The sequence below is a fragment of the Zunongwangia sp. genome (assembly GCF_048269745.1).
GTDB lineage: Bacteria > Bacteroidota > Bacteroidia > Flavobacteriales > Flavobacteriaceae > Zunongwangia.
Genome location: NZ_JBLXIB010000009.1, coordinates 53,041 through 71,149 on the forward strand (window position 1 = coordinate 53,041; position 18,109 = coordinate 71,149).

Sequence of the window (18,109 nt, forward strand, 5' to 3'; positions counted from 1 at the left end):
CTTTTGCCAGAATGAAATTTAAAGCATCACAAATAGCAGAAATCTTAGAAGGTACCGTAGAAGGTAATCCTGATGTTGAGGTTTTTGAACTAACGAAGATAGAAGAGGGAAAAGAAGGTTCGCTTACTTTTTTAAGTAATCCGAAATACACTTCCTATATATATAGCACAGAAGCATCTGTAACGATAGTTGATGATGGCTTCGAAAAAGAAAAACCTATAACCACTACGTTGGTAAGAGTAAAAGATGCTTATAAAGCATTTTCTACATTGCTTGATTATTACAATCAAGTAAAATTACGTAAAAGTGGTATAGAAAGTCCGGTTTATATTTCAGAATCGGCAACATATGGGGAAAATATTTATCTAGGAGCATTTTCTTACTTAGGTGAAAATGTACAAATAGGAGATAACGTAAAAATATATCCATATTCATATATTGGTGATAATTCAAAAATAGCCGATAATACTACAATTTTTGCAGGTGTTAAGATTTATTCAGAAACAACTATAGGAAACAATTGTACTATTCATGGAGGTGCTATTATTGGAGCCGATGGTTTCGGTTTTAGTCCCAATGAAAAAGGAGAATATTCAAAAGTTCCTCAAATAGGAAATGTAATAATAGAAGATAAAGTAGATATAGGTTCTGGTACCACTATAGATCGTGCAACTTTAGGCTCTACCATTATTCGCAAAGGAGTTAAATTGGATAACCAAATTCAAATAGCCCATAATGTAGAGATTGGAGAAAATACAGTTATAGCAGCCCAAACGGGTATAGCAGGTTCTACTAAAATCGGAAAAAACTGTATAATTGGTGGCCAAGTAGGTATTGTAGGCCATATTACTATTGGGGATCGTGTGAGAATTCAAGCTCAAAGCGGAATTAATAGAAATGTGAAAGATGGTGAAACACTTCAAGGTTCTCCAGCAATAAAATATGCTGATTATAGTAAATCCTTTATACATTTTAAAAATCTTCCAAAGAATATTGATCTTTTATATCAGTTAGAAAAAAAAATAAATAAGAATGGTTGAGAAAATACTGAAGCAGCAAACTATTCAGAATGAAATCTCTTTAAGCGGTGTAGGTCTTCATACAGGACAACAAGTACATTTAACTTTTAAACCGGCTCCGGAAAATACAGGATATGTATTTAAACGAGTAGATTTAGAAGGAGAACCACTTATCGAAGCTAATGTAAGTTACGTTGTAGATACACAGCGAGGAACTAATTTAGAAAAAAATGGAGTTAGAATTCAAACTTCAGAACATGTTTTAGCTGCTTGTGTAGGTCTAGAAATAGATAATGTTATTATAGAAATTAATGCTTCAGAACCACCAATTATGGATGGTTCTTCAAAATATTTTGTAGAAGCATTAGAAGCGGCAGGAATTAAAGAACAAGAAGCCGAAAAAGAAGAATATGTAGTAGATCATGTTATTTCTTATAAAGATGAACAGTCGGGTAGTGAGATTTTAGTAATGCCTTCAGATCATTACAAAATTACTACAATGGTAGATTTTGGTACAAAAGTTTTAGGTACTCAAAATGCTGCTATAGAGCATGTTTCAGAATTTAAAAAAGAAATTGCTAATGCTAGGACATTCAGCTTTTTACATGAACTAGAAACGCTTTTGCACCATGGCCTAATAAAAGGTGGTGATTTGAATAATGCAATAGTTTATGTAGACAAAGAAATTGGAGAAGAAACGCTACAGCGTTTACGTAAAGCATTTAATAAAGATGATATTTCTGTAAAAGCTAACGGAATACTAGATAACTTAACATTACATTATCCTAACGAAGCAGCTAGGCATAAATTACTAGATGTAATGGGGGATTTGGCATTAGTAGGTACTCGTATTCGTGGAAAAATTATAGCTACTAAACCAGGACATTTTACAAATACACAATTTGCAAAAAAACTGGCAAAAGTTATTAAAGAAGAAAGACGAAATAAAGTTCCGAAAGTAGATCTAAACTCAGAACCGTTAATGAATATTAACGATATTATGAATATTTTACCCCATCGACCACCGATGTTGTTGGTAGATAAAATATATGAGTTAACGGACGATTCGGTAGTTGGCGTAAAGAATGTGACCATGAATGAGCCTTTTTTTCAAGGACATTTTCCTGGAAAGCCCGTGATGCCTGGAGTATTGCAAGTAGAGGCAATGGCACAAACTGGAGGGATATTAGCTTTAAAATCGGTTCCAGACCCAGAAAATTATCTTACTTTTTTTATGAAAATCGATAATGTAAGATTTAAGCGTCAAGTTTTGCCTGGTGATACATTAATCTTTAAGTTAGAGTTATTGGCACCTATTAGACGAGGAATATGCCAAATGCAGGGTTATGCTTATGCTAATGGTAAATTGGCTACAGAGGCAGAGTTAATGGCACAAATTGTAAAATCAAAATAAGAAAGAATGAATCAACCTTTAGCATACGTGCACCCCGGAGCAAAAATTGCTAAGAATGTAGTAATAGAACCTTTTACTACTATACATAACAATGTAGTAATTGGTGAGGGGACCTGGATTGGTTCTAATGTTACCATAATGGAAGGTGCTCGAATTGGAAAAAATTGTAATATTTTTCCTGGAGCAGTAATTTCAGCAGTTCCTCAAGATAAAAAGTTCAATAACGAAGAGACTCTTACAATAATTGGGGACAATACTACAATTAGGGAATGTGTTACTATAAACAGAGGCACTAGCGACAGGATGAAAACAGTTATTGGAGAAAACTGTTGGATAATGGCTTATTGCCATATTGCGCACGACTGTGTAGTAGGCGACCACTGTATTTTTTCAAATAATAGTACACTAGCAGGACATATTAATGTTGGAGAACATGTTGTTTTAGCCGGAATGGCAGCCATACAACAGTTTTGTAGTATTGGTAAACATGCGTTTGTAACAGGTGGATCTTTAGTGCGTAAAGATGTTCCTCCTTTTGTTAAAGCAGGGAGAGAGCCTCTTTCTTATGTTGGTATTAATTCTATAGGTTTACGCCGTCGTGGATATTCAACAGAGAAAATAAGAGAGATTCAAGATATATATCGAATTTTATATCAAAAAAACTATAATAATACACAAGCTGCAGCTATTATTGAAGCTGAAATGGAAGCCACTGCTGAGCGAGACGAAATTTTAGAATTTATTAAAAATACACAGCGAGGTATCATGAAAGGATACTTTAGTTCAAATTAATACAACAAAAAATGGCAAGTACAAGTGATATTAGAAAAGGATTATGTATCCGATACAGTAATGATATTTATAAAATCATAGAATTTTTACACGTTAAACCAGGGAAAGGCCCAGCGTTTGTACGTACTAAATTAAAAAGTGTAACTACTGGTAAAGTCGTTGATAATACTTTTTCTGCCGGTCATAAAATTGAAGATGTTCGAGTAGAAACTCATAAATATCAGTTTTTGTATCAAGATGGAGAATTTTACCATTTTATGCATGTAGATGACTATACACAAATTCGGTTAATAGAAAGTGCACTAGATATGCCACAACTTCTAAAAGAAGGTGAAGTATTAACTGTTTTAATTAATACTGAAGATAATTTACCGCTTTCTACAGAAATGCCAGCTACCGTAGTTTTAGAGATTACTCATACAGAGCCAGGCGTAAAAGGTAATACAGCAACAAATGCTACCAAACCTGCAACTGTTGAAACAGGAGCAGAGGTAAACGTTCCTTTATTTATAAATGAAGGGGATAAAATTCGGATTGAAACTGAAAAAGGCACTTATAAAGAACGAATCAAAGAATAATCGATTTTCGACAAAAAGGAAAGATATTTATCTTTCCTTTTTTTATACTATATTATTTCTGTTTATTAATTATTTGAATTTATAAGTTATCTTTTTAACATATAAATTCAAATATATAGAATCGATAATCGAATAAAAATTCAGAAGATGAAATTTCCTCAAACACATACATTAGAACAAATAGCAACTATTATTTCCTGTGATTATGTAGGAGATAAAAATTTCCCTGTAGAAGGAATTAACGAAATTCATGTGGTTACTCCGGGAGATATTGTTTTTGTAGATCATCCTAAATATTATAATAAAGCACTACAATCTGCAGCAACTATAATTTTAATAAATAAAAAAGTTGATTGTCCGGAGGGCAAAGCATTATTAATTTCAGATGATCCATTTCGTGATTTTAATAAATTAACGAAATATTTTAAGCCTTTTGAAAAAGCTGAAAATAGAATAACCGAGACAGCACAAATAGGAGAGAATACTTTTATCCAGCCAACAGCTTTTATCGGAAATCATGTGAAAATTGGTGACAATTGCCGAATTGGAGCCAATGTTAGTATTAACGATCATACTGTTATAGGAGATAATGTAATTATTCAGTCAGGAACTGTATTAGGAGGCGATGCTTTTTATTATAAAAATAGGCCTGAAGGGTTTGATAGATTATTATCTAGCGGACGAGTAGTTATAGAGGATAATGTAGAAATTGGATGTAATTGTACTATAGATCGCGGTGTAAGTGGAGATACTACAATTAAAGAAGGAACTAAATTAGATAACCTTATTCAAATTGGGCATGATACTGTAATCGGAAAAAAATGCTTAATTGCTTCACAAGTAGGTATTGCTGGTTGTGTAATTATTGAAGATGAAGTTACTTTATGGGGACAAGTAGGAATTATTAGTGATGTAACTATTAAAAAGGGTACTGTTCTAATGGCGCAAAGTGGAGCAACTAAATCTTTAGAGAGTAAAGTATATTGGGGAACACCAGCTAGAGAAGTGAGAGCTAAATTAAAAGAATTAGCTTATGTGAAGCAACTTCCAGAATTCATGAAAAAAATTAACTAATATTATAATTTTTTGAATAAAAAAAGCCTGTTGGAATTTTTTCTAACAGGCTTCTTTATAAAATATAAATCTAAAATTAAATAATGGTCATTTGGCCAAAATTAAGGTTCTCGTCATTAATGTTATTTTCAGATTCGCTAATCAAGCCTTCTAAAAAATCACCAACTTTTTCGGTACTATAAGGATTATCTTTATTAATATCTTCCGTACACACATTTAATTGTATACTAGTTGAAATTGCTTTTTTAATAGTATTTGCTTCTTCTATTAGTCCAAAATGCTCTAAAAGCATTGCTGCGGAAAGGATAGAAGCTACAGGGTTAGCAATTCCTTTTCCGGTAGCTTGCGGATAAGAACCGTGAATAGGTTCAAACATCGCATTTTTTCCACCAACTGAAGCTGAAGCTAATAAACCAATGCTTCCACCAATAACACTTGCTTCATCAGAAATAATATCACCAAACATATTTTCAGTAAGGATAACATCAAATTGTTTTGGATTCAAAATCATTTGCATCGCAGCATTATCAACAAACAAGAAATCTAATTCTACATCTTGATATTCTTCAGCAATTTTTTTAACCGTTTTTCTCCAAAGGCGAGAAGTTTCTAAAACATTTGCTTTATCTACTAATGTTAACTTCTTACGTCGCTGTTGAGCGGCTTTAAAAGCTAAATGCGCCATCCTTTCAATTTCTGTGACAGAATAGGTGCAAACGTCAGTTGCGCTTTGTCCGTCTTCGCTTTGGCTTTTTTCTCCAAAATAAATTCCACCAGTTAATTCTCTAAAAATGGTTAAATCTGCTCCTTCAATTCTTTCAGGACGTAAGGGAGACTGATCTATTAATTTAGGGTATGTGGTTACCGGTCTAATATTAGCAAATAAACCAAGTTCTTTTCTTAATTTTAGAAGACCTTGTTCGGGTCTAACTTTAGCATCAGGATTATTGTCGTATTTAGGATGTCCAATAGCTCCAAATAAAACAGCATCCGATTTTTTACAAAGATCTAAAGTAGCATCCGGAAGCGGATTCTCTAATAAATCTATAGCAGCAGCTCCAACAATAGCTTCTTCAAACTCAAATTCATGATCAAAACGATCTGCAATAGCTTTAAGAACTTTTATAGATTGTTGAGTAATTTCAGGACCAATTCCGTCCCCGGCTAATACGGCTATTTTTAATTTCATAAATGTTTTTTCTTCTCTTAAAGTTTTTAATTCAGTTTGAAGAAATTTTATTCTTGAATTGCAGCTTCATGAATATGAGCTTGCTTTTCTTCAAATTTCTTAATGGCATCTAATTTACTCACTAAAAAATCAATATCATCAAAACCATTAATTAAACATGTTTTTTTATAAGGGTCGATTGCAAAATTCTCAGACTTCCCTGTGCTTGAAATTTCAATTTTTTGATTTTCAAGATCAACTTTAAATGTTTCTTTATTATTTTTTTTGATTGCTAGGAACAATTCATCCAAAAATTCAGGAGAAACCTGTACAGGTAACAATCCGTTATTTAGTGCATTTCCTTTAAAAATATCAGCAAAATAACTAGAAACAACAACTTTAAATCCGTAAGCTTTTAAAGCCCAAGCAGCATGCTCTCTACTTGAACCACAGCCAAAATTGTTTCCTGAGATTAAAATTTGTCCGGAATACTGTTTCTGATTTAGCGAAAAATCTTCTACCGGTTTTCCTTCTTTATCAAAACGCCAATCTTTAAAAAGGTTTTCTCCAAAACCTGCTTTATCGGTTGCCTTAAGGAAACGAGCAGGAATTATTTGATCGGTATCTATATTTTCGACCTCTAATGGGACGGCTGTATCTTGTAGTGTGGTGAATTTTTCCATTAATTCAAACTTTTTGTAAAGTCGGTTATTTTTCCGGCTACTGCAGTTGCTGCTGCTGTAAGCGGACTTGCTAATATTGTTCTAGAACCTTGTCCTTGTCTACCTTCAAAATTTCTGTTACTAGTAGATACACAATATTCTCCTTCAGGTATTTTATCGTCGTTCATAGCAAGACAAGCAGAACATCCCGGTTGTCTTAATCTAAACCCTGCTTCTTCGAAAACTTTATCTAATCCTTCTTCTTGAATTTGTGCGGCAACTTGCCTACTTCCCGGAACAATTAAAGCATTTACATTTTCTGCTTTTTTCTTTCCTTTAATATAGCTTGCAGCCATTCTGAAATCTTCAATTCTAGAATTGGTACAACTACCAATGAAAATATAATTAATAGGTTTATCTATTAAACTTTCGCCGGCTTTAAAACCCATATAGCTTAGTGCTTTTGCATCACTTTTTCCACCTTCAACAGGAATAGACTCTGTAATTTTAATTCCCATTCCCGGATTGGTTCCGTAGGTAATCATAGGTTCGATATCCTCAGCTTCAAACGAATATTCTTGGTCGAATGCTGCGCCTTCATCGGTTTTAAGTGTTTCCCAATATGCCTTCAGTTTATCGAATTCTTCTCCTTTCGGAGCAAACTCTCTTCCTTCAACATAATCGTAAGTTGTTTGATCTGGCGCTATAAGTCCGCCACGAGCACCCATTTCAATACTCATATTACAAACCGTCATACGGCCTTCCATCGACATGTTTTCAAAAACATCGCCAGCGTATTCACAAAAATATCCAGTCCCAGAATTGGTTCCTAATTTGCTAATTACATAAAGAATAACATCTTTTGGTGTTACCCCTTTTTTTAATTTTCCATTTACATTAACTCGTAAGCGTTTAGGTTTCTCTACTAATAAACATTGAGAAGCAAAAACTTGAGTAACCTGACTTGTACCAATGCCAAAAGCAATAGCACCAAAAGCGCCATGCGTAGAAGTGTGGCTATCTCCACAAACCATTGTTTTTCCAGGTTGAGTAATTCCTAATTCCGGAGCCATTACGTGAACAATACCATTATAGGGATGCCCTAAACCGTAAAGGGTTATATTATTTTCTTCGCAGTTTTGCGATAATTCTTTTAATTGTTTTCTTGAAAGTAAATCTTTAACCGGTAAATGTTGATTTTCGGTCGGGGTGTTATGATCGGCCGTAGCAACGATCTTATTGGGACGAAAAACAGGAATTTCTCGTTCTTTTAATTCATTAAAAGCTTGAGGGCTTGTAACTTCATGAATTAAGTGTTGATCGATATATAAAATATCGGGACCATCAGGAATAGATTCGACCACGTGTGCATCCCAAATTTTATCGAAAAGGGTCTTTTTCATGTATTTTCAATTTTGTTTCAAAGAAAATGCGCAAATAATTGCGCATTTATGAAACTATTTAATGTTATGCTATTGCTTTATTTCTTCTTTTAGAACGTTCCATAATTTCATGGATATCGTTATCTAATACCTCTTTTTTCATATCTGCATAATTAAGAAATTCTGCATAAACGGTATCTAATTCTAATTTAGTAAGCTCGTAGCCTACTTTTTTAGCTTTATAAGCTAGGGCTGCACGGCCACTTCTAGCAGTAAGAACAATTGCAGACTCGGTTACACCTACATCTTCTGGTGCCATAATCTCGTAAGTTTCGCGGTTTTTAATTACACCATCTTGGTGTATTCCTGAACTATGAGCAAATGCATTTGCGCCAACAATTGCTTTATTAGGTTGTACAAACATTCCCATTTCTCTAGAAACCATTTTACTAATTTCAAACAATAATTTGGGATTAATATCGGTATTTAAATTTAAAGTTGGGTGCTGTCTAAGAATCATTACAACTTCTTCTAAAGCTGTATTTCCTGCACGTTCACCAATTCCATTAATAGTACATTCAATTTGTCGTGCGCCGTTTGTAATACCGGAAATAGAATTTGCTGTTGCTAAGCCTAAATCGTTATGGCAATGGCAAGATATAATAACATTTTCTATCCCTACTATATTATCTTTAAGGTATTTTATTTTTTTACCGTATTCTTCAGGAAGACAATAACCCGTAGTGTCCGGAATATTTAAAACAGTAGCTCCTGCGTTGACGACCTCTTGGCAGACTTGAGCAAGAAATTCGTTATCGGTTCTTCCGGCATCTTCTGCATAAAATTCAACATCATCCGCAAAATTTTTCGCATAAGCAACAGCTTCTACTGCACGTTCTATAATTTGTTCAGGAGTAGCGTTAAATTTGTATTTAATGTGAGAATCGGAAGTTCCTATACCGGTATGTATACGCGGCTTTTTTGCATATTTTAAGGCTTCAGCAGCTACTTCAATATCTTTTTTCACAGCTCTTGTGAGTCCACAAACAGTAGCATTTTTTACTATTTTTGAAATTTCGGTAACCGATCTAAAATCTCCAGGACTAGATACAGGGAAACCAGCTTCAATAACATCTACACCTAGCTCATCGAGTCTTGCCGCAATTTTTAATTTCTGTTCTGTGTTTAATTTACAGCCCGGAACTTGCTCTCCGTCTCTCAAAGTTGTGTCAAAAATTTCTACCTTTTCTGCGCTCATAAGAGTATTTTTTTACTTTATCTTTATCTAAATTATAATAAAGAGTAATATTGCCCCAACAAGTTTTGCAATGCGTTACGATAATTAAATTAGTTTTATTGCTTTAATATATCTGATTATCAGGTTTTTAAAAACTATTCTTTTACAATGACTAATGATTTAACTGATAACTTATTTTCTTTAATTAAGTCACTTTCTCCCTCAGAAAAGAGACAGTTTTCGCTATATGTTGGAAGAATTGGAGTGAATTCTGACAGCAAATTTTTAAATCTTTTTAAAGTACTAAGTAAACAGAAAAAATATAATGAAGAATTGGTGCTTAAAAACACCAATATTACTAAGCAACAACTCTCAAATATAAAGGCGCATCTTTATAAGCAAATTTTAATTAGTTTACGTTTAAATCCTGCTCACCAAAGTATTCCTATTCAAATTCGAGAGCAATTAGATTTTGGAATCATTCTTTATCGAAAAGGTTTGTACAAGCAAAGTTTAAAACTTTTAGATAAAACAAAAACTACGGCATTAGCTTACGAAGAGAAGAACTTGGCATATGAAATTTTAGAGCTAGAGAAAATTATAGAATCTCAATATATAACTCGAAGTATAGAAAATCGTGCAGAGACTTTGGTAAAGCAAACTGAAGAACTTACGCATTTAAGCGAAATTTCGAGTAAACTCTCTAATCTTTCCTTACAGTTATATGGAACTTTTCTTAAAATGGGTTATGCCAGAACGGAAGATGAAGCAATAGAGATCCATAATTATTTTGAAAATAATTTACCGAAATATAAATTTTCAGATTTAGGATTTAAGGAAAAGTTATGGTTATACCAAGCGCATTTATGGTATAGTTTTATTACACAAAATTTTTTGAATGCGTTTAAATACGCTTCTAAATGGATCGATCTTTTTAATGAAAATCAGCATTTAATTCCGGTACATCCTGTATTTTACCTAAAAGGAAATCATTATTTATTAGAATCTTTATTCTACTTAAACCATACCTCAACTTTTGAGAAAGTGTTACATCGGTTTGAAGATACTTTAAAGAATCCTAATATTCCAGATGATGATAATATTGCATCTTTATCTTTTCTTTATTTGTACGAGAATAAATTAAATCTTCGGTTTATGAAAGCTGAGTTTCATTCCGGAGAAACATTAGTTGGTAAAATAGACCAGAAAATTAAACGCTTTAAAAGTAAAATTGATGAGCATCATATTATGGTTTTTTACTATAAAATTGCTTCGTTATATTTTGGCGATGGTAAGAATAAAGAATGTATAGAATATCTACGAAAAATTATTCATAATAAATCCTTAGAGATGCGTGAAGATTTAATGTGCTTTTCAAGAATATTAAGTTTAGTAGCTCATTACGAAGCTGGAATGGATTACCATTTAGAACGTTTAATAAAATCGACCTACAAATTTTTAATCAAAATGAACGACTTGCACGAAGTTCAAAAAGAAATGATTAAATTTTTAAGAAACCTACCCGACGTTAGTCCGTTAGATATTAAAGATGAATTTAGAAAGTTACATGCCACATTAAAAGTCTATGAAAACCATCCATTCGAACGGCGAGCATTTTTATATTTAGATATAATTTCTTGGTTAGAAAGTAAAATAGAAAACAAACCGGTAGCTGAAGTAATTCAAAATAAATTAAAACTTAAAGCACGCTAAATTTTATTTTTGAAGAAAGAACAAAATGGCATATTACCCTTACTAGAACTCAATCTTGCTGTAATTTTTATAAGCACATCGGGAACGCTAGGAAGGTATATTGATTTAAGTCCATTTTTAATTATTTTTTTACGAGCACTTATTGCTTTTTTAGCCTTGTTTATTTTTTGTAAAATTAGAGGGGTTTCTTTAGTATTTCCAAATAAAAAAGATGCTAAAAAAGTAATAGGTATCGGCTTATTGATGGCGGTGTATTGGCTCACCTATTTTCAAGCATTAAAATTATCGAGTGTAGCTATTGGGATGTTAGCCATATATACGCATCCTGTAATTACAACATTTTTAGAACCTATTATTCGAAAAACAGGATTTAATAAAATTCATGCCGTATTAGCAATTTTCGTAGTAGTAGGTGTGTATTTTTTAGTGCCCGAATTTAGTTTTGAAAATCAAAAAACACTTGCCGTATGTTTTGGAGTCGGCTCTGCATTTATTTATTCGCTTCGGAATATTTTAATAAAAGAACAATCGGAAAAATATAACGGATCATTCTTAATGATGGTACAAATGCTTGTAGTAACTACGGTATTAATTCCCGTATTGTTTTTATTTGATTTATCGCAGGTACCTTCACAATGGGCACCTCTGTTAATTTTGGGGCTACTAACTACTTCAGTTGGGCATACAATGCTAGTTACTAGTTTCCGTTATTTTTCGGTTACTACTGCGAGTATAATAAGTAGCGCACAACCTATTTATGGCATTTTATTAGGATATTTTATTCTGAAAGAAATACCTTCAGTAAATACAATAATTGGCGGTAGTTTGATTGCTGCCGCCGTTTTTACTGAAATTTTTAGAACGTTTAAAAAAATAAATTAGCTGAAATAATTTATTTCAAGCTTATTCTACTTCATACAAGCTTGCCATAGTGGTTCGTTAGGAACATCAGCAACAATAGTTATAGCTTCTTTTTTTACCGGATGAATAAATTCTAATTTACGAGCGTGTAAATGAATACCAGCATCTTTATTACTTCTATCGAAACCATATTTTAAATCACCTTTAATTGGACAACCAATAGCAGAAAGCTGACTTCTTATTTGGTGATGTCTGCCGGTTTGTAAATCGATTTCTAATAAAAAATAATTATCTAATTCTTTTAAAATACGATATTCTAAAATGGCTTTTTTACTATCAGGAACTTCTTTTGTATTGGCGTAAGACTTATTTTGTTTCTGATTTCTTTTAAGATAATGGACAAGGGTATCCTGATCTTTAGGTGGACGGTTTTTAACCACCGCCCAATAAGTTTTTTTAGCTTCTTTTTCCTGAAATAATTTATTAAGCCTAGGTAAAGATTTTGAAGTTTTTGAAAATAATACAATACCACTAGTTGGTCTGTCTAAACGGTGTACTACTCCTAAATAAACATTTCCCGGCTTATTATCTCGTTCTTTAATATACAGTTTTACAACTTCGCTTAATGGTTTGTCTCCCGTTTTATCGCCTTGTACAATATCGCCAACGCGTTTATTAACCACAATTATATGGTTATCTTCATGCAGTATTTGCAAATTATTTTTAGTGGAATATTGCTTATTGTCCAAAAAGTGAATTTTAAAAATTAAGGGTAAAAATAATCAATTTTCAATTTCTAGCTATTGAATATGCTATCGAAATAAGAGAATATATTTTTTAGAGCTAATTATATTGAAGCTATCTAAATTTTATTAATAAGTTTTTTTGGAAAGCAGATTGTGACGAATTATATATAAAAGTAGAGGAGAACCGCTATAAAAATATTGGATCTCCTCTTTATTTTTCTGAAGTCAATAAAAAAACTAATTGGATATTTTTTTCAATATCTATTTATAAGACTTGTTTAGTAATTAGTATTGTTCGTTTTCAGAAGGGAAATCACCACTTTTTACATCTTTAGTATATGCTTTGAAGGCATTTGTCATTTCGGTGTGTAAATCTAAATAGCGGCGTAAAAATCTAGGATGGAATTCTTTAGTCATTCCTAACATATCGTGAACTACCAATACTTGCCCATCGCATCCGTTTCCGGCACCAATACCAATTACCGGAATGCTTATACTTTCGGCAACTTCTTTGGCTAATTTAGCAGGTACTTTTTCTAGTACTACAGCAAAACAACCTAACTTTTCTAGTAATTTAGCATCCGATTTTAATTTTTCGGCTTCTTCTTCATCTTTTGCTCTTACGGTATACGTTCCAAATTTATAGATAGATTGTGGCGTTAATCCTAAATGACCCATTACTGGAATTCCAGCATTTAAAATCCGTTTAATCGACTCTTTTATTTCTTTACCACCTTCTAATTTAATAGCGTGGGCTCCACTTTCTTTCATAATTCTTATAGAAGATCGTAAAGCTTCTTTTGGATCACTTTGGTACGTTCCAAATGGTAAATCTACAACCACTAAAGATCGGTTAATCGCATTTACTACACTTGTAGCATGATAAATCATGTGGTCTAGCGTCATGGGTAAAGTGGTTTCGTAACCTGCCATAGTGTTACTGGCAGAATCGCCCACTAAAATGGCATCTACGCCAGCGCCATCCATAATTTTCGCCATTGAATAATCGTAAGCTGTAAGCATGGAGACTTTTTCTCCACGACGTTTCATATCTACAAGAGATTTTACGGTAACTCTTTTATATTCTTTTTTTGCAACAGACATTCTATTATTTTTAAGAATTTGTAAAATTAAGATTTTAAGGAGAGATTATAACTGCTATAAGTTTAAAATTGTGGTGCTACTCAAATGTTTTTTACTAATTAAAAAAGGATATTTAAACGATGAATTTACTACTAGCTTGTTTTAAGTTCTAGTTTTTTACTGCTGAATTTACAAAATTGAAGAAGTAATTTTTGTAAGTGTTTGTTAAATAAATAGATCGGTAACTTTATCTGCTTGAGATGTTAAAAGAATAACCATGCCGTTGTTAATGGCATGAAGTAAAATGGGCCAATACAACTCTTTATTTTGAACTTTTAGCCTTCCGAAGAAATATCCTGCTATAATACGAGGAAAGATAAGAAAGAATAGGATTAAATTAAATTCAAAATTCGAGACATAATTCCAAACATGTACATATCCAAAAATAATGGCAGAAACAACCCAGACCACTCTGTAGTATTTGGTAAGAAAACATTGAATTTTAGATAGTAATTTTTCAGGAATAGCCGATTTTAGAAATAAGAAAATGATAAATCCAGAGAGTATTAGTAGGCCATATTTCAGAAAGATATTTGCTTCTACAGGAATAAAAAATAACCCAAAAAAGAATAGCCAAGAGCAACAAAAAATTAAAATTTCATTTTTAGAAGGTTTAATTAAGCTTCGGAATAAGCTTTCTTCTAAAATAGGAGCGATAATTACGGCAAGTATAAAAAACAGTACCGGATTATCCGTCATCATCTCAAAAATTTCAGTCTGTTCGTATTTATCAAAATCTAATTGTGGAAAAAATTCGTTTAATCCACCTAGCAGCATAAAAAACAAAAAATAACTTATCATTGTATAAATATAATGACGTAGTAAATTTTTTATTTTTGATATTGGGCTAAGTGTATTCAAGCTATATGTAGGTTAACAATCACTAAGGCTCACTTTAACGGCAAGGCCACCTTTGCTAGTTTCTTTGTATTTAGAATTCATATCTTTTGCGGTATCCCACATAGTTGCTATTACTTTATCTAATGGCACTTTTGCCTTTGTAGCATCGCTTTCTAAAGCAATTTCTGCAGCATTAATTGCTTTAATAGCACCCATTGCATTACGTTCAATACAAGGTACTTGTACCAGCCCGGCAATAGGATCGCAGGTTAAACCTAGATGATGTTCCATTGCAATCTCGCTAGCCATTAAAACTTGTTCGGGTGTTCCGCCTAAAAGTTCTGTTAATCCGCCGGCAGCCATTGCAGAAGATACGCCAATTTCGGCTTGACAACCTCCCATAGCGGCAGATATAGTAGCTCCTTTTTTAAATAGACTACCGATTTCTCCGGCTACAAGCATAAATCGTTTAATATCGTCAAAAGTAGCTTTATGGTTTTCAATGACAATATAGTACATTAATACAGCAGGAACTGTTCCGGCACTTCCATTTGTAGGGGCAGTAACTACTCTTCCTAAACTAGCATTAACCTCGTTAACACTTAAAGCAAAACAAGTTACCCATTTTAAAATTTGCCGAAATTTAACTTCTGTATTTCTAATAGCTGTAATCCAAGTTTCCGGACATTGGTATTTTTGATCTCCTATAAGACGTTGATGTATTTCAAAAGATCGGCGTTTTACTTGCAATCCACCGGGTAATATACCTTCGGTATGGGAACCAATATACATCGATTCTAGCATAACATCCCAGATTTTTTGTAAACCGCTATCTATTTGATCATCGGTTCTAAGCGAGCGCTCGTTTTGTAACACTAGGTTAGAAATACTAAGATTTTCTTTTTTACAATATGCTAATAATTGGTTTGCATTTTCTACTGGAAACGGAAATTCATCAAATTTATCTTGTTTCTTTTTAGCATTTTTTCGTGCTTTTTTTACAACAAATCCACCACCAATCGAGAAGAATGAAGAAGATCGATTTTTGCCATTTTTTAGTGTGGCTCTAAAGATCATTCCGTTTGGATGAAAGTCAAGAAATTTTCTGTTGAATTTTATATTGGTTTCTTTATGAAACGGAATTTTAATTTCTTGATTAAGATACAATAGGTTATTATTTTCAATACTTGCTATTTCTGTATCTATTTTTGAAATATCCATTGTAACCGGATCATACCCAGATAATCCAAGTAATGTGGCAATATCTGTAGCATGTCCTTTTCCGGTTAAGGATAAAGATCCGTACAAATCGATATGGATTTTTTCCACCTGATCGAAAATAGCTTTAGCTTTTAGTTCGGCAACCCATCGTTGCGCAGCACGCCATGGCCCTAATGTGTGTGAACTCGATGGGCCCACACCAATTTTTAACATATCGAACACGCTAATACACTCCATTCTGAAAAATTATGCAGGCAAATGTATAGATATAAGTACAAATACAGAAATAAAAGAAACCCAGAGTATGCAGTTTTGCTAAGATTCATAATAAGAAAAAAGATTATTACTGCTTTTTAACGGAAAGTTTCCGGCATAAGTTGCTCAAAGCCTTTTGTTAGCACAAAAAAAGCGCTAGAAGTACTAATTGTAGGTTTTGATATCAGATTATAAATCTGTCGATTTTGTTTTTATTCATAAATTATAGAATATTTTTAGGAAAAATTCCATCTTTAAATAGGAAATTTTCCATAATTTTGAAATATGGAAAATTTTATTGGAGGAAAAATAGCAAAAGCAGGAAATCGTCATGCTCCCGAAGTTTCACAGCAAACGGGGTTTCCTAGTGCTGCAACACATTATCAGGAAGCTCCTATAGATTTGCACAAAGAGTTAATATATAATCAAGATGCTACTTTTTTTGTACGAATTGTGGGAGAAAATTGGGTTGATTTCAATATTTATCATCATGATGTGTTAATTATCGATCGTTCTTTTAAACTGCAGAAAAATAGGCTTGCACTAATAGTAAAAGAAGGCGAATTTGATATTATAAATTTCAATACCAATTATAAAAAAGAAGAAATACAAGTATGGGGTATTATTACTTTTATAATACATAATATGTTATGATTGCGATGGTAGACTGTAATAGCTTTTATGCATCTTGTGAACAGGTTTTCAGACCTGATTTGTGGGGGAAACCCGTTGTTGTTTTAAGCAATAACGATGGATGTATTATAGCCGCCAATAAGGAAACAAAAAACTTAGCTCATATCCCGATGTTTGAGCCTGTTTTTAAAATAAGGGATATTCTTCAAAAAAATAAAGTCACCTTTTTTTCTTCTAATTATACTTTATATGGAGAAATGTCGCAACGAGTCATGAATATTTTACGGACTTTCTCTCCATTAGTAGAAGTATATAGTATTGATGAAGCATTTATCGAATTAGAAGGTATACCGCAAAAAGATTTGGTGGAATATGGAAAAAGAATTAAAGATGAAATATACCAATTAACGGGCTTACCGGTAGGAGTAGGCATAGCTCCCACAAAAGTTTTGGCCAAAGTTGCTAATAAAATAGCCAAAAAAGAAATACAACATCAACACGTTTATGTAATCGATTCAGATGCTAAACGAATGGAAACATTAAAGAGAACTAAAATAAAAGACGTTTGGGGGATTGGCCGAAAACATACACAACGATTAACAGAAAAACGAATAGTTACAGCATTCGATTTTATTACTAAAATGAGTGGTGAACAAGTTCGTAAAGAAATGACGGTAGTTGGCGAACGTTTGTGGAGAGAATTACAAGGGAAAAGATGCTTAGATTTTACGACTATACCAGAGCCAAAAAAAGCAATAGGAACAGCAAAATCTTTTGGAAAACGTATGGAAGATTTAGATCTTATAGAAGAAGCTTGTGCCTATTACATTAGTGAAGTAAGCGAAGTACTTCGGGCACAACAAAGTTGCGCTACCTATGTTCAGGTTTTTCTCCAAACTAATTACCATAGTAATATAGATAAGCAATATTTCAATAGCCATACAGTTACTTTGGCAATTCCCTCCAACAATACATTTTATCTAATAGCTGAAGCAAAAAAGGCTTTACATTATATATTTAAAAGAGGATATCGGTATAAAAAAGTAGGAGTTAACCTAAGTGGTATTATTCCTCAAGAATATGTACAGGGCAATTTATTTATTCAAGATTCCAAGCTATCAGATTCACGTTTAATGAAAATTTTCGATCAGATCAATACTAAATACGGAAAATCTACAGTTGCATCTGCCACCACCGGCACTCGAAAAAATAAATGGGAATTAATAAAAGAAAGTAGAAGTGCCCGATATACTACCCAATGGAGTGAACTTTTAATCATAAAAAGGTAAAAATTGCAGATAAGTAGGATTAATTTGTCTTTTTTGTGACAACCTGTCATAAGAATTTAGCTGGCATAAAGATTGACTTTTA

General features: G+C 32.8%; 17 protein-coding genes. 9 read left to right on the top strand and 8 right to left on the bottom strand.

Translation table 11 applies throughout. From position 1 onward, the window contains the following. Window positions 1-11: 11 nt before the first annotated feature. From lpxD to ACN0WI_RS11370, 5 genes are all read left to right on the top strand, one after another. A complete protein-coding gene (lpxD, locus tag ACN0WI_RS11350; RefSeq protein WP_417886965.1) occupies window positions 12-1,040 on the top strand; it encodes a UDP-3-O-(3-hydroxymyristoyl)glucosamine N-acyltransferase in 1,029 nt (342 codons plus the stop codon). Then, window positions 1,033-2,433, top strand: coding sequence for a bifunctional UDP-3-O-[3-hydroxymyristoyl] N-acetylglucosamine deacetylase/3-hydroxyacyl-ACP dehydratase (locus ACN0WI_RS11355; protein ID WP_417886966.1), 1,401 nt, complete (start codon window positions 1,033-1,035; stop codon window positions 2,431-2,433). Before lpxD ends, ACN0WI_RS11355 begins: the two co-directional genes overlap by 8 nt. 6 nt (window positions 2,434-2,439) lie before the next feature. Beyond that, complete coding sequence (gene lpxA, locus ACN0WI_RS11360; RefSeq protein ID WP_417886967.1) at window positions 2,440-3,225, top strand: acyl-ACP--UDP-N-acetylglucosamine O-acyltransferase; 786 nt, start codon at window positions 2,440-2,442, stop codon at window positions 3,223-3,225. 11 nt (window positions 3,226-3,236) lie between these two features. Then, window positions 3,237-3,803 (top strand): elongation factor P, encoded by a 567-nt coding sequence (efp, locus tag ACN0WI_RS11365; protein WP_417886968.1) that lies wholly within the window; start codon window positions 3,237-3,239, stop codon window positions 3,801-3,803. A 147-nt stretch (window positions 3,804-3,950) separates the two neighbouring features. After that, window positions 3,951-4,877: a UDP-3-O-(3-hydroxymyristoyl)glucosamine N-acyltransferase gene (locus ACN0WI_RS11370; RefSeq protein WP_417886969.1), complete on the top strand. Its 927-nt coding sequence runs from the start codon at window positions 3,951-3,953 to the stop codon at window positions 4,875-4,877. A gap of 76 nt (window positions 4,878-4,953) precedes the next feature. On the opposite strand, the gene leuB is transcribed toward ACN0WI_RS11370, so the two are convergent. The 4 genes from leuB to ACN0WI_RS11390 form a co-directional block, all read right to left on the bottom strand. Beyond that, window positions 4,954-6,066: a 3-isopropylmalate dehydrogenase gene (gene leuB / locus ACN0WI_RS11375; RefSeq protein ID WP_417886970.1), complete on the bottom strand. Its 1,113-nt coding sequence runs from the start codon at window positions 6,064-6,066 to the stop codon at window positions 4,954-4,956. A 47-nt stretch (window positions 6,067-6,113) separates the two neighbouring features. Beyond that, window positions 6,114-6,728: a 3-isopropylmalate dehydratase small subunit gene (leuD, locus tag ACN0WI_RS11380; protein WP_417886971.1), complete on the bottom strand. Its 615-nt coding sequence runs from the start codon at window positions 6,726-6,728 to the stop codon at window positions 6,114-6,116. Continuing rightward, window positions 6,728-8,110: a 3-isopropylmalate dehydratase large subunit gene (gene leuC, locus ACN0WI_RS11385; protein WP_417886972.1), complete on the bottom strand. Its 1,383-nt coding sequence runs from the start codon at window positions 8,108-8,110 to the stop codon at window positions 6,728-6,730. The genes leuD and leuC overlap by 1 nt, the downstream gene beginning before the upstream one ends. Window positions 8,111-8,174: 64 nt before the next feature. Beyond that, window positions 8,175-9,347 (bottom strand): 2-isopropylmalate synthase, encoded by a 1,173-nt coding sequence (locus tag ACN0WI_RS11390; protein ID WP_417886973.1) that lies wholly within the window; start codon window positions 9,345-9,347, stop codon window positions 8,175-8,177. Between the two features lie 147 nt (window positions 9,348-9,494). On the opposite strand from ACN0WI_RS11390, the gene ACN0WI_RS11395 reads away from it, so the two are divergent. Both ACN0WI_RS11395 and ACN0WI_RS11400 read left to right on the top strand, forming a co-directional pair. Then, window positions 9,495-11,039 (top strand): hypothetical protein, encoded by a 1,545-nt coding sequence (locus ACN0WI_RS11395; RefSeq protein ID WP_417886975.1) that lies wholly within the window; start codon window positions 9,495-9,497, stop codon window positions 11,037-11,039. Between the two features lie 9 nt (window positions 11,040-11,048). After that, on the top strand, window positions 11,049-11,921 hold the full coding sequence (locus ACN0WI_RS11400) for a DMT family transporter (protein WP_417886976.1): 873 nt from the start codon (window positions 11,049-11,051) through the stop codon (window positions 11,919-11,921). A 26-nt stretch (window positions 11,922-11,947) separates the two neighbouring features. Here ACN0WI_RS11400 and ACN0WI_RS11405 read toward each other — a convergent pair whose 3' ends face one another. The 4 genes from ACN0WI_RS11405 to ACN0WI_RS11420 all read right to left on the bottom strand — a co-directional run bounded on the left by ACN0WI_RS11405 (window position 11,948) and on the right by ACN0WI_RS11420 (window position 16,087). Further along, window positions 11,948-12,649, bottom strand: coding sequence for an RluA family pseudouridine synthase (locus ACN0WI_RS11405; protein ID WP_417886977.1), 702 nt, complete (start codon window positions 12,647-12,649; stop codon window positions 11,948-11,950). A gap of 282 nt (window positions 12,650-12,931) precedes the next feature. After that, window positions 12,932-13,750 carry a 3-methyl-2-oxobutanoate hydroxymethyltransferase gene (gene panB, locus ACN0WI_RS11410; protein WP_417886978.1) on the bottom strand — a complete coding sequence of 273 codons (819 nt, stop codon included), beginning with the start codon at window positions 13,748-13,750 and terminating at the stop codon, window positions 12,932-12,934. Between the two features lie 204 nt (window positions 13,751-13,954). After that, on the bottom strand, window positions 13,955-14,590 hold the full coding sequence (locus tag ACN0WI_RS11415; RefSeq protein ID WP_417886979.1) for a type II CAAX prenyl endopeptidase Rce1 family protein: 636 nt from the start codon (window positions 14,588-14,590) through the stop codon (window positions 13,955-13,957). Window positions 14,591-14,662: 72 nt separating this feature from the next. After that, window positions 14,663-16,087, bottom strand: coding sequence for an L-serine ammonia-lyase (locus ACN0WI_RS11420; protein ID WP_417886980.1), 1,425 nt, complete (start codon window positions 16,085-16,087; stop codon window positions 14,663-14,665). A gap of 303 nt (window positions 16,088-16,390) precedes the next feature. Here ACN0WI_RS11420 and ACN0WI_RS11425 point away from each other — a divergent pair, with 303 nt between their 5' ends. Continuing rightward, window positions 16,391-16,759, top strand: coding sequence for a S24 family peptidase (locus tag ACN0WI_RS11425; RefSeq protein ID WP_417886981.1), 369 nt, complete (start codon window positions 16,391-16,393; stop codon window positions 16,757-16,759). Continuing rightward, entirely contained in the window at window positions 16,756-18,027 is a 1,272-nt protein-coding gene (locus ACN0WI_RS11430) for a Y-family DNA polymerase (protein WP_417886982.1), read from the top strand. Before ACN0WI_RS11425 ends, ACN0WI_RS11430 begins: the two co-directional genes overlap by 4 nt. The last annotated feature ends 82 nt before the right edge of the window (window positions 18,028-18,109 follow it).

Coding starts and splice junctions, on each gene's coding strand:
- ACN0WI_RS11390 (WP_417886973.1), bottom strand. CDS start 9,347: ATGAGCGCAGAAAAGGTAGAAATTTTTGACACAACTTTGAGAGACGGA.
- leuB (WP_417886970.1), bottom strand. CDS start 6,066: ATGAAATTAAAAATAGCCGTATTAGCCGGGGACGGAATTGGTCCTGAA.
- ACN0WI_RS11395 (WP_417886975.1), top strand. CDS start 9,495: ATGACTAATGATTTAACTGATAACTTATTTTCTTTAATTAAGTCACTT.
- ACN0WI_RS11355 (WP_417886966.1), top strand. CDS start 1,033: ATGGTTGAGAAAATACTGAAGCAGCAAACTATTCAGAATGAAATCTCT.
- leuC (WP_417886972.1), bottom strand. CDS start 8,110: ATGAAAAAGACCCTTTTCGATAAAATTTGGGATGCACACGTGGTCGAA.
- ACN0WI_RS11425 (WP_417886981.1), top strand. CDS start 16,391: ATGGAAAATTTTATTGGAGGAAAAATAGCAAAAGCAGGAAATCGTCAT.
- lpxD (WP_417886965.1), top strand. CDS start 12: ATGAAATTTAAAGCATCACAAATAGCAGAAATCTTAGAAGGTACCGTA.
- lpxA (WP_417886967.1), top strand. CDS start 2,440: ATGAATCAACCTTTAGCATACGTGCACCCCGGAGCAAAAATTGCTAAG.
- ACN0WI_RS11370 (WP_417886969.1), top strand. CDS start 3,951: ATGAAATTTCCTCAAACACATACATTAGAACAAATAGCAACTATTATT.
- leuD (WP_417886971.1), bottom strand. CDS start 6,728: ATGGAAAAATTCACCACACTACAAGATACAGCCGTCCCATTAGAGGTC.
- ACN0WI_RS11420 (WP_417886980.1), bottom strand. CDS start 16,087: ATGGAGTGTATTAGCGTGTTCGATATGTTAAAAATTGGTGTGGGCCCA.
- ACN0WI_RS11430 (WP_417886982.1), top strand. CDS start 16,756: ATGATTGCGATGGTAGACTGTAATAGCTTTTATGCATCTTGTGAACAG.
- ACN0WI_RS11415 (WP_417886979.1), bottom strand. CDS start 14,590: ATGATAAGTTATTTTTTGTTTTTTATGCTGCTAGGTGGATTAAACGAA.
- efp (WP_417886968.1), top strand. CDS start 3,237: ATGGCAAGTACAAGTGATATTAGAAAAGGATTATGTATCCGATACAGT.
- panB (WP_417886978.1), bottom strand. CDS start 13,750: ATGTCTGTTGCAAAAAAAGAATATAAAAGAGTTACCGTAAAATCTCTT.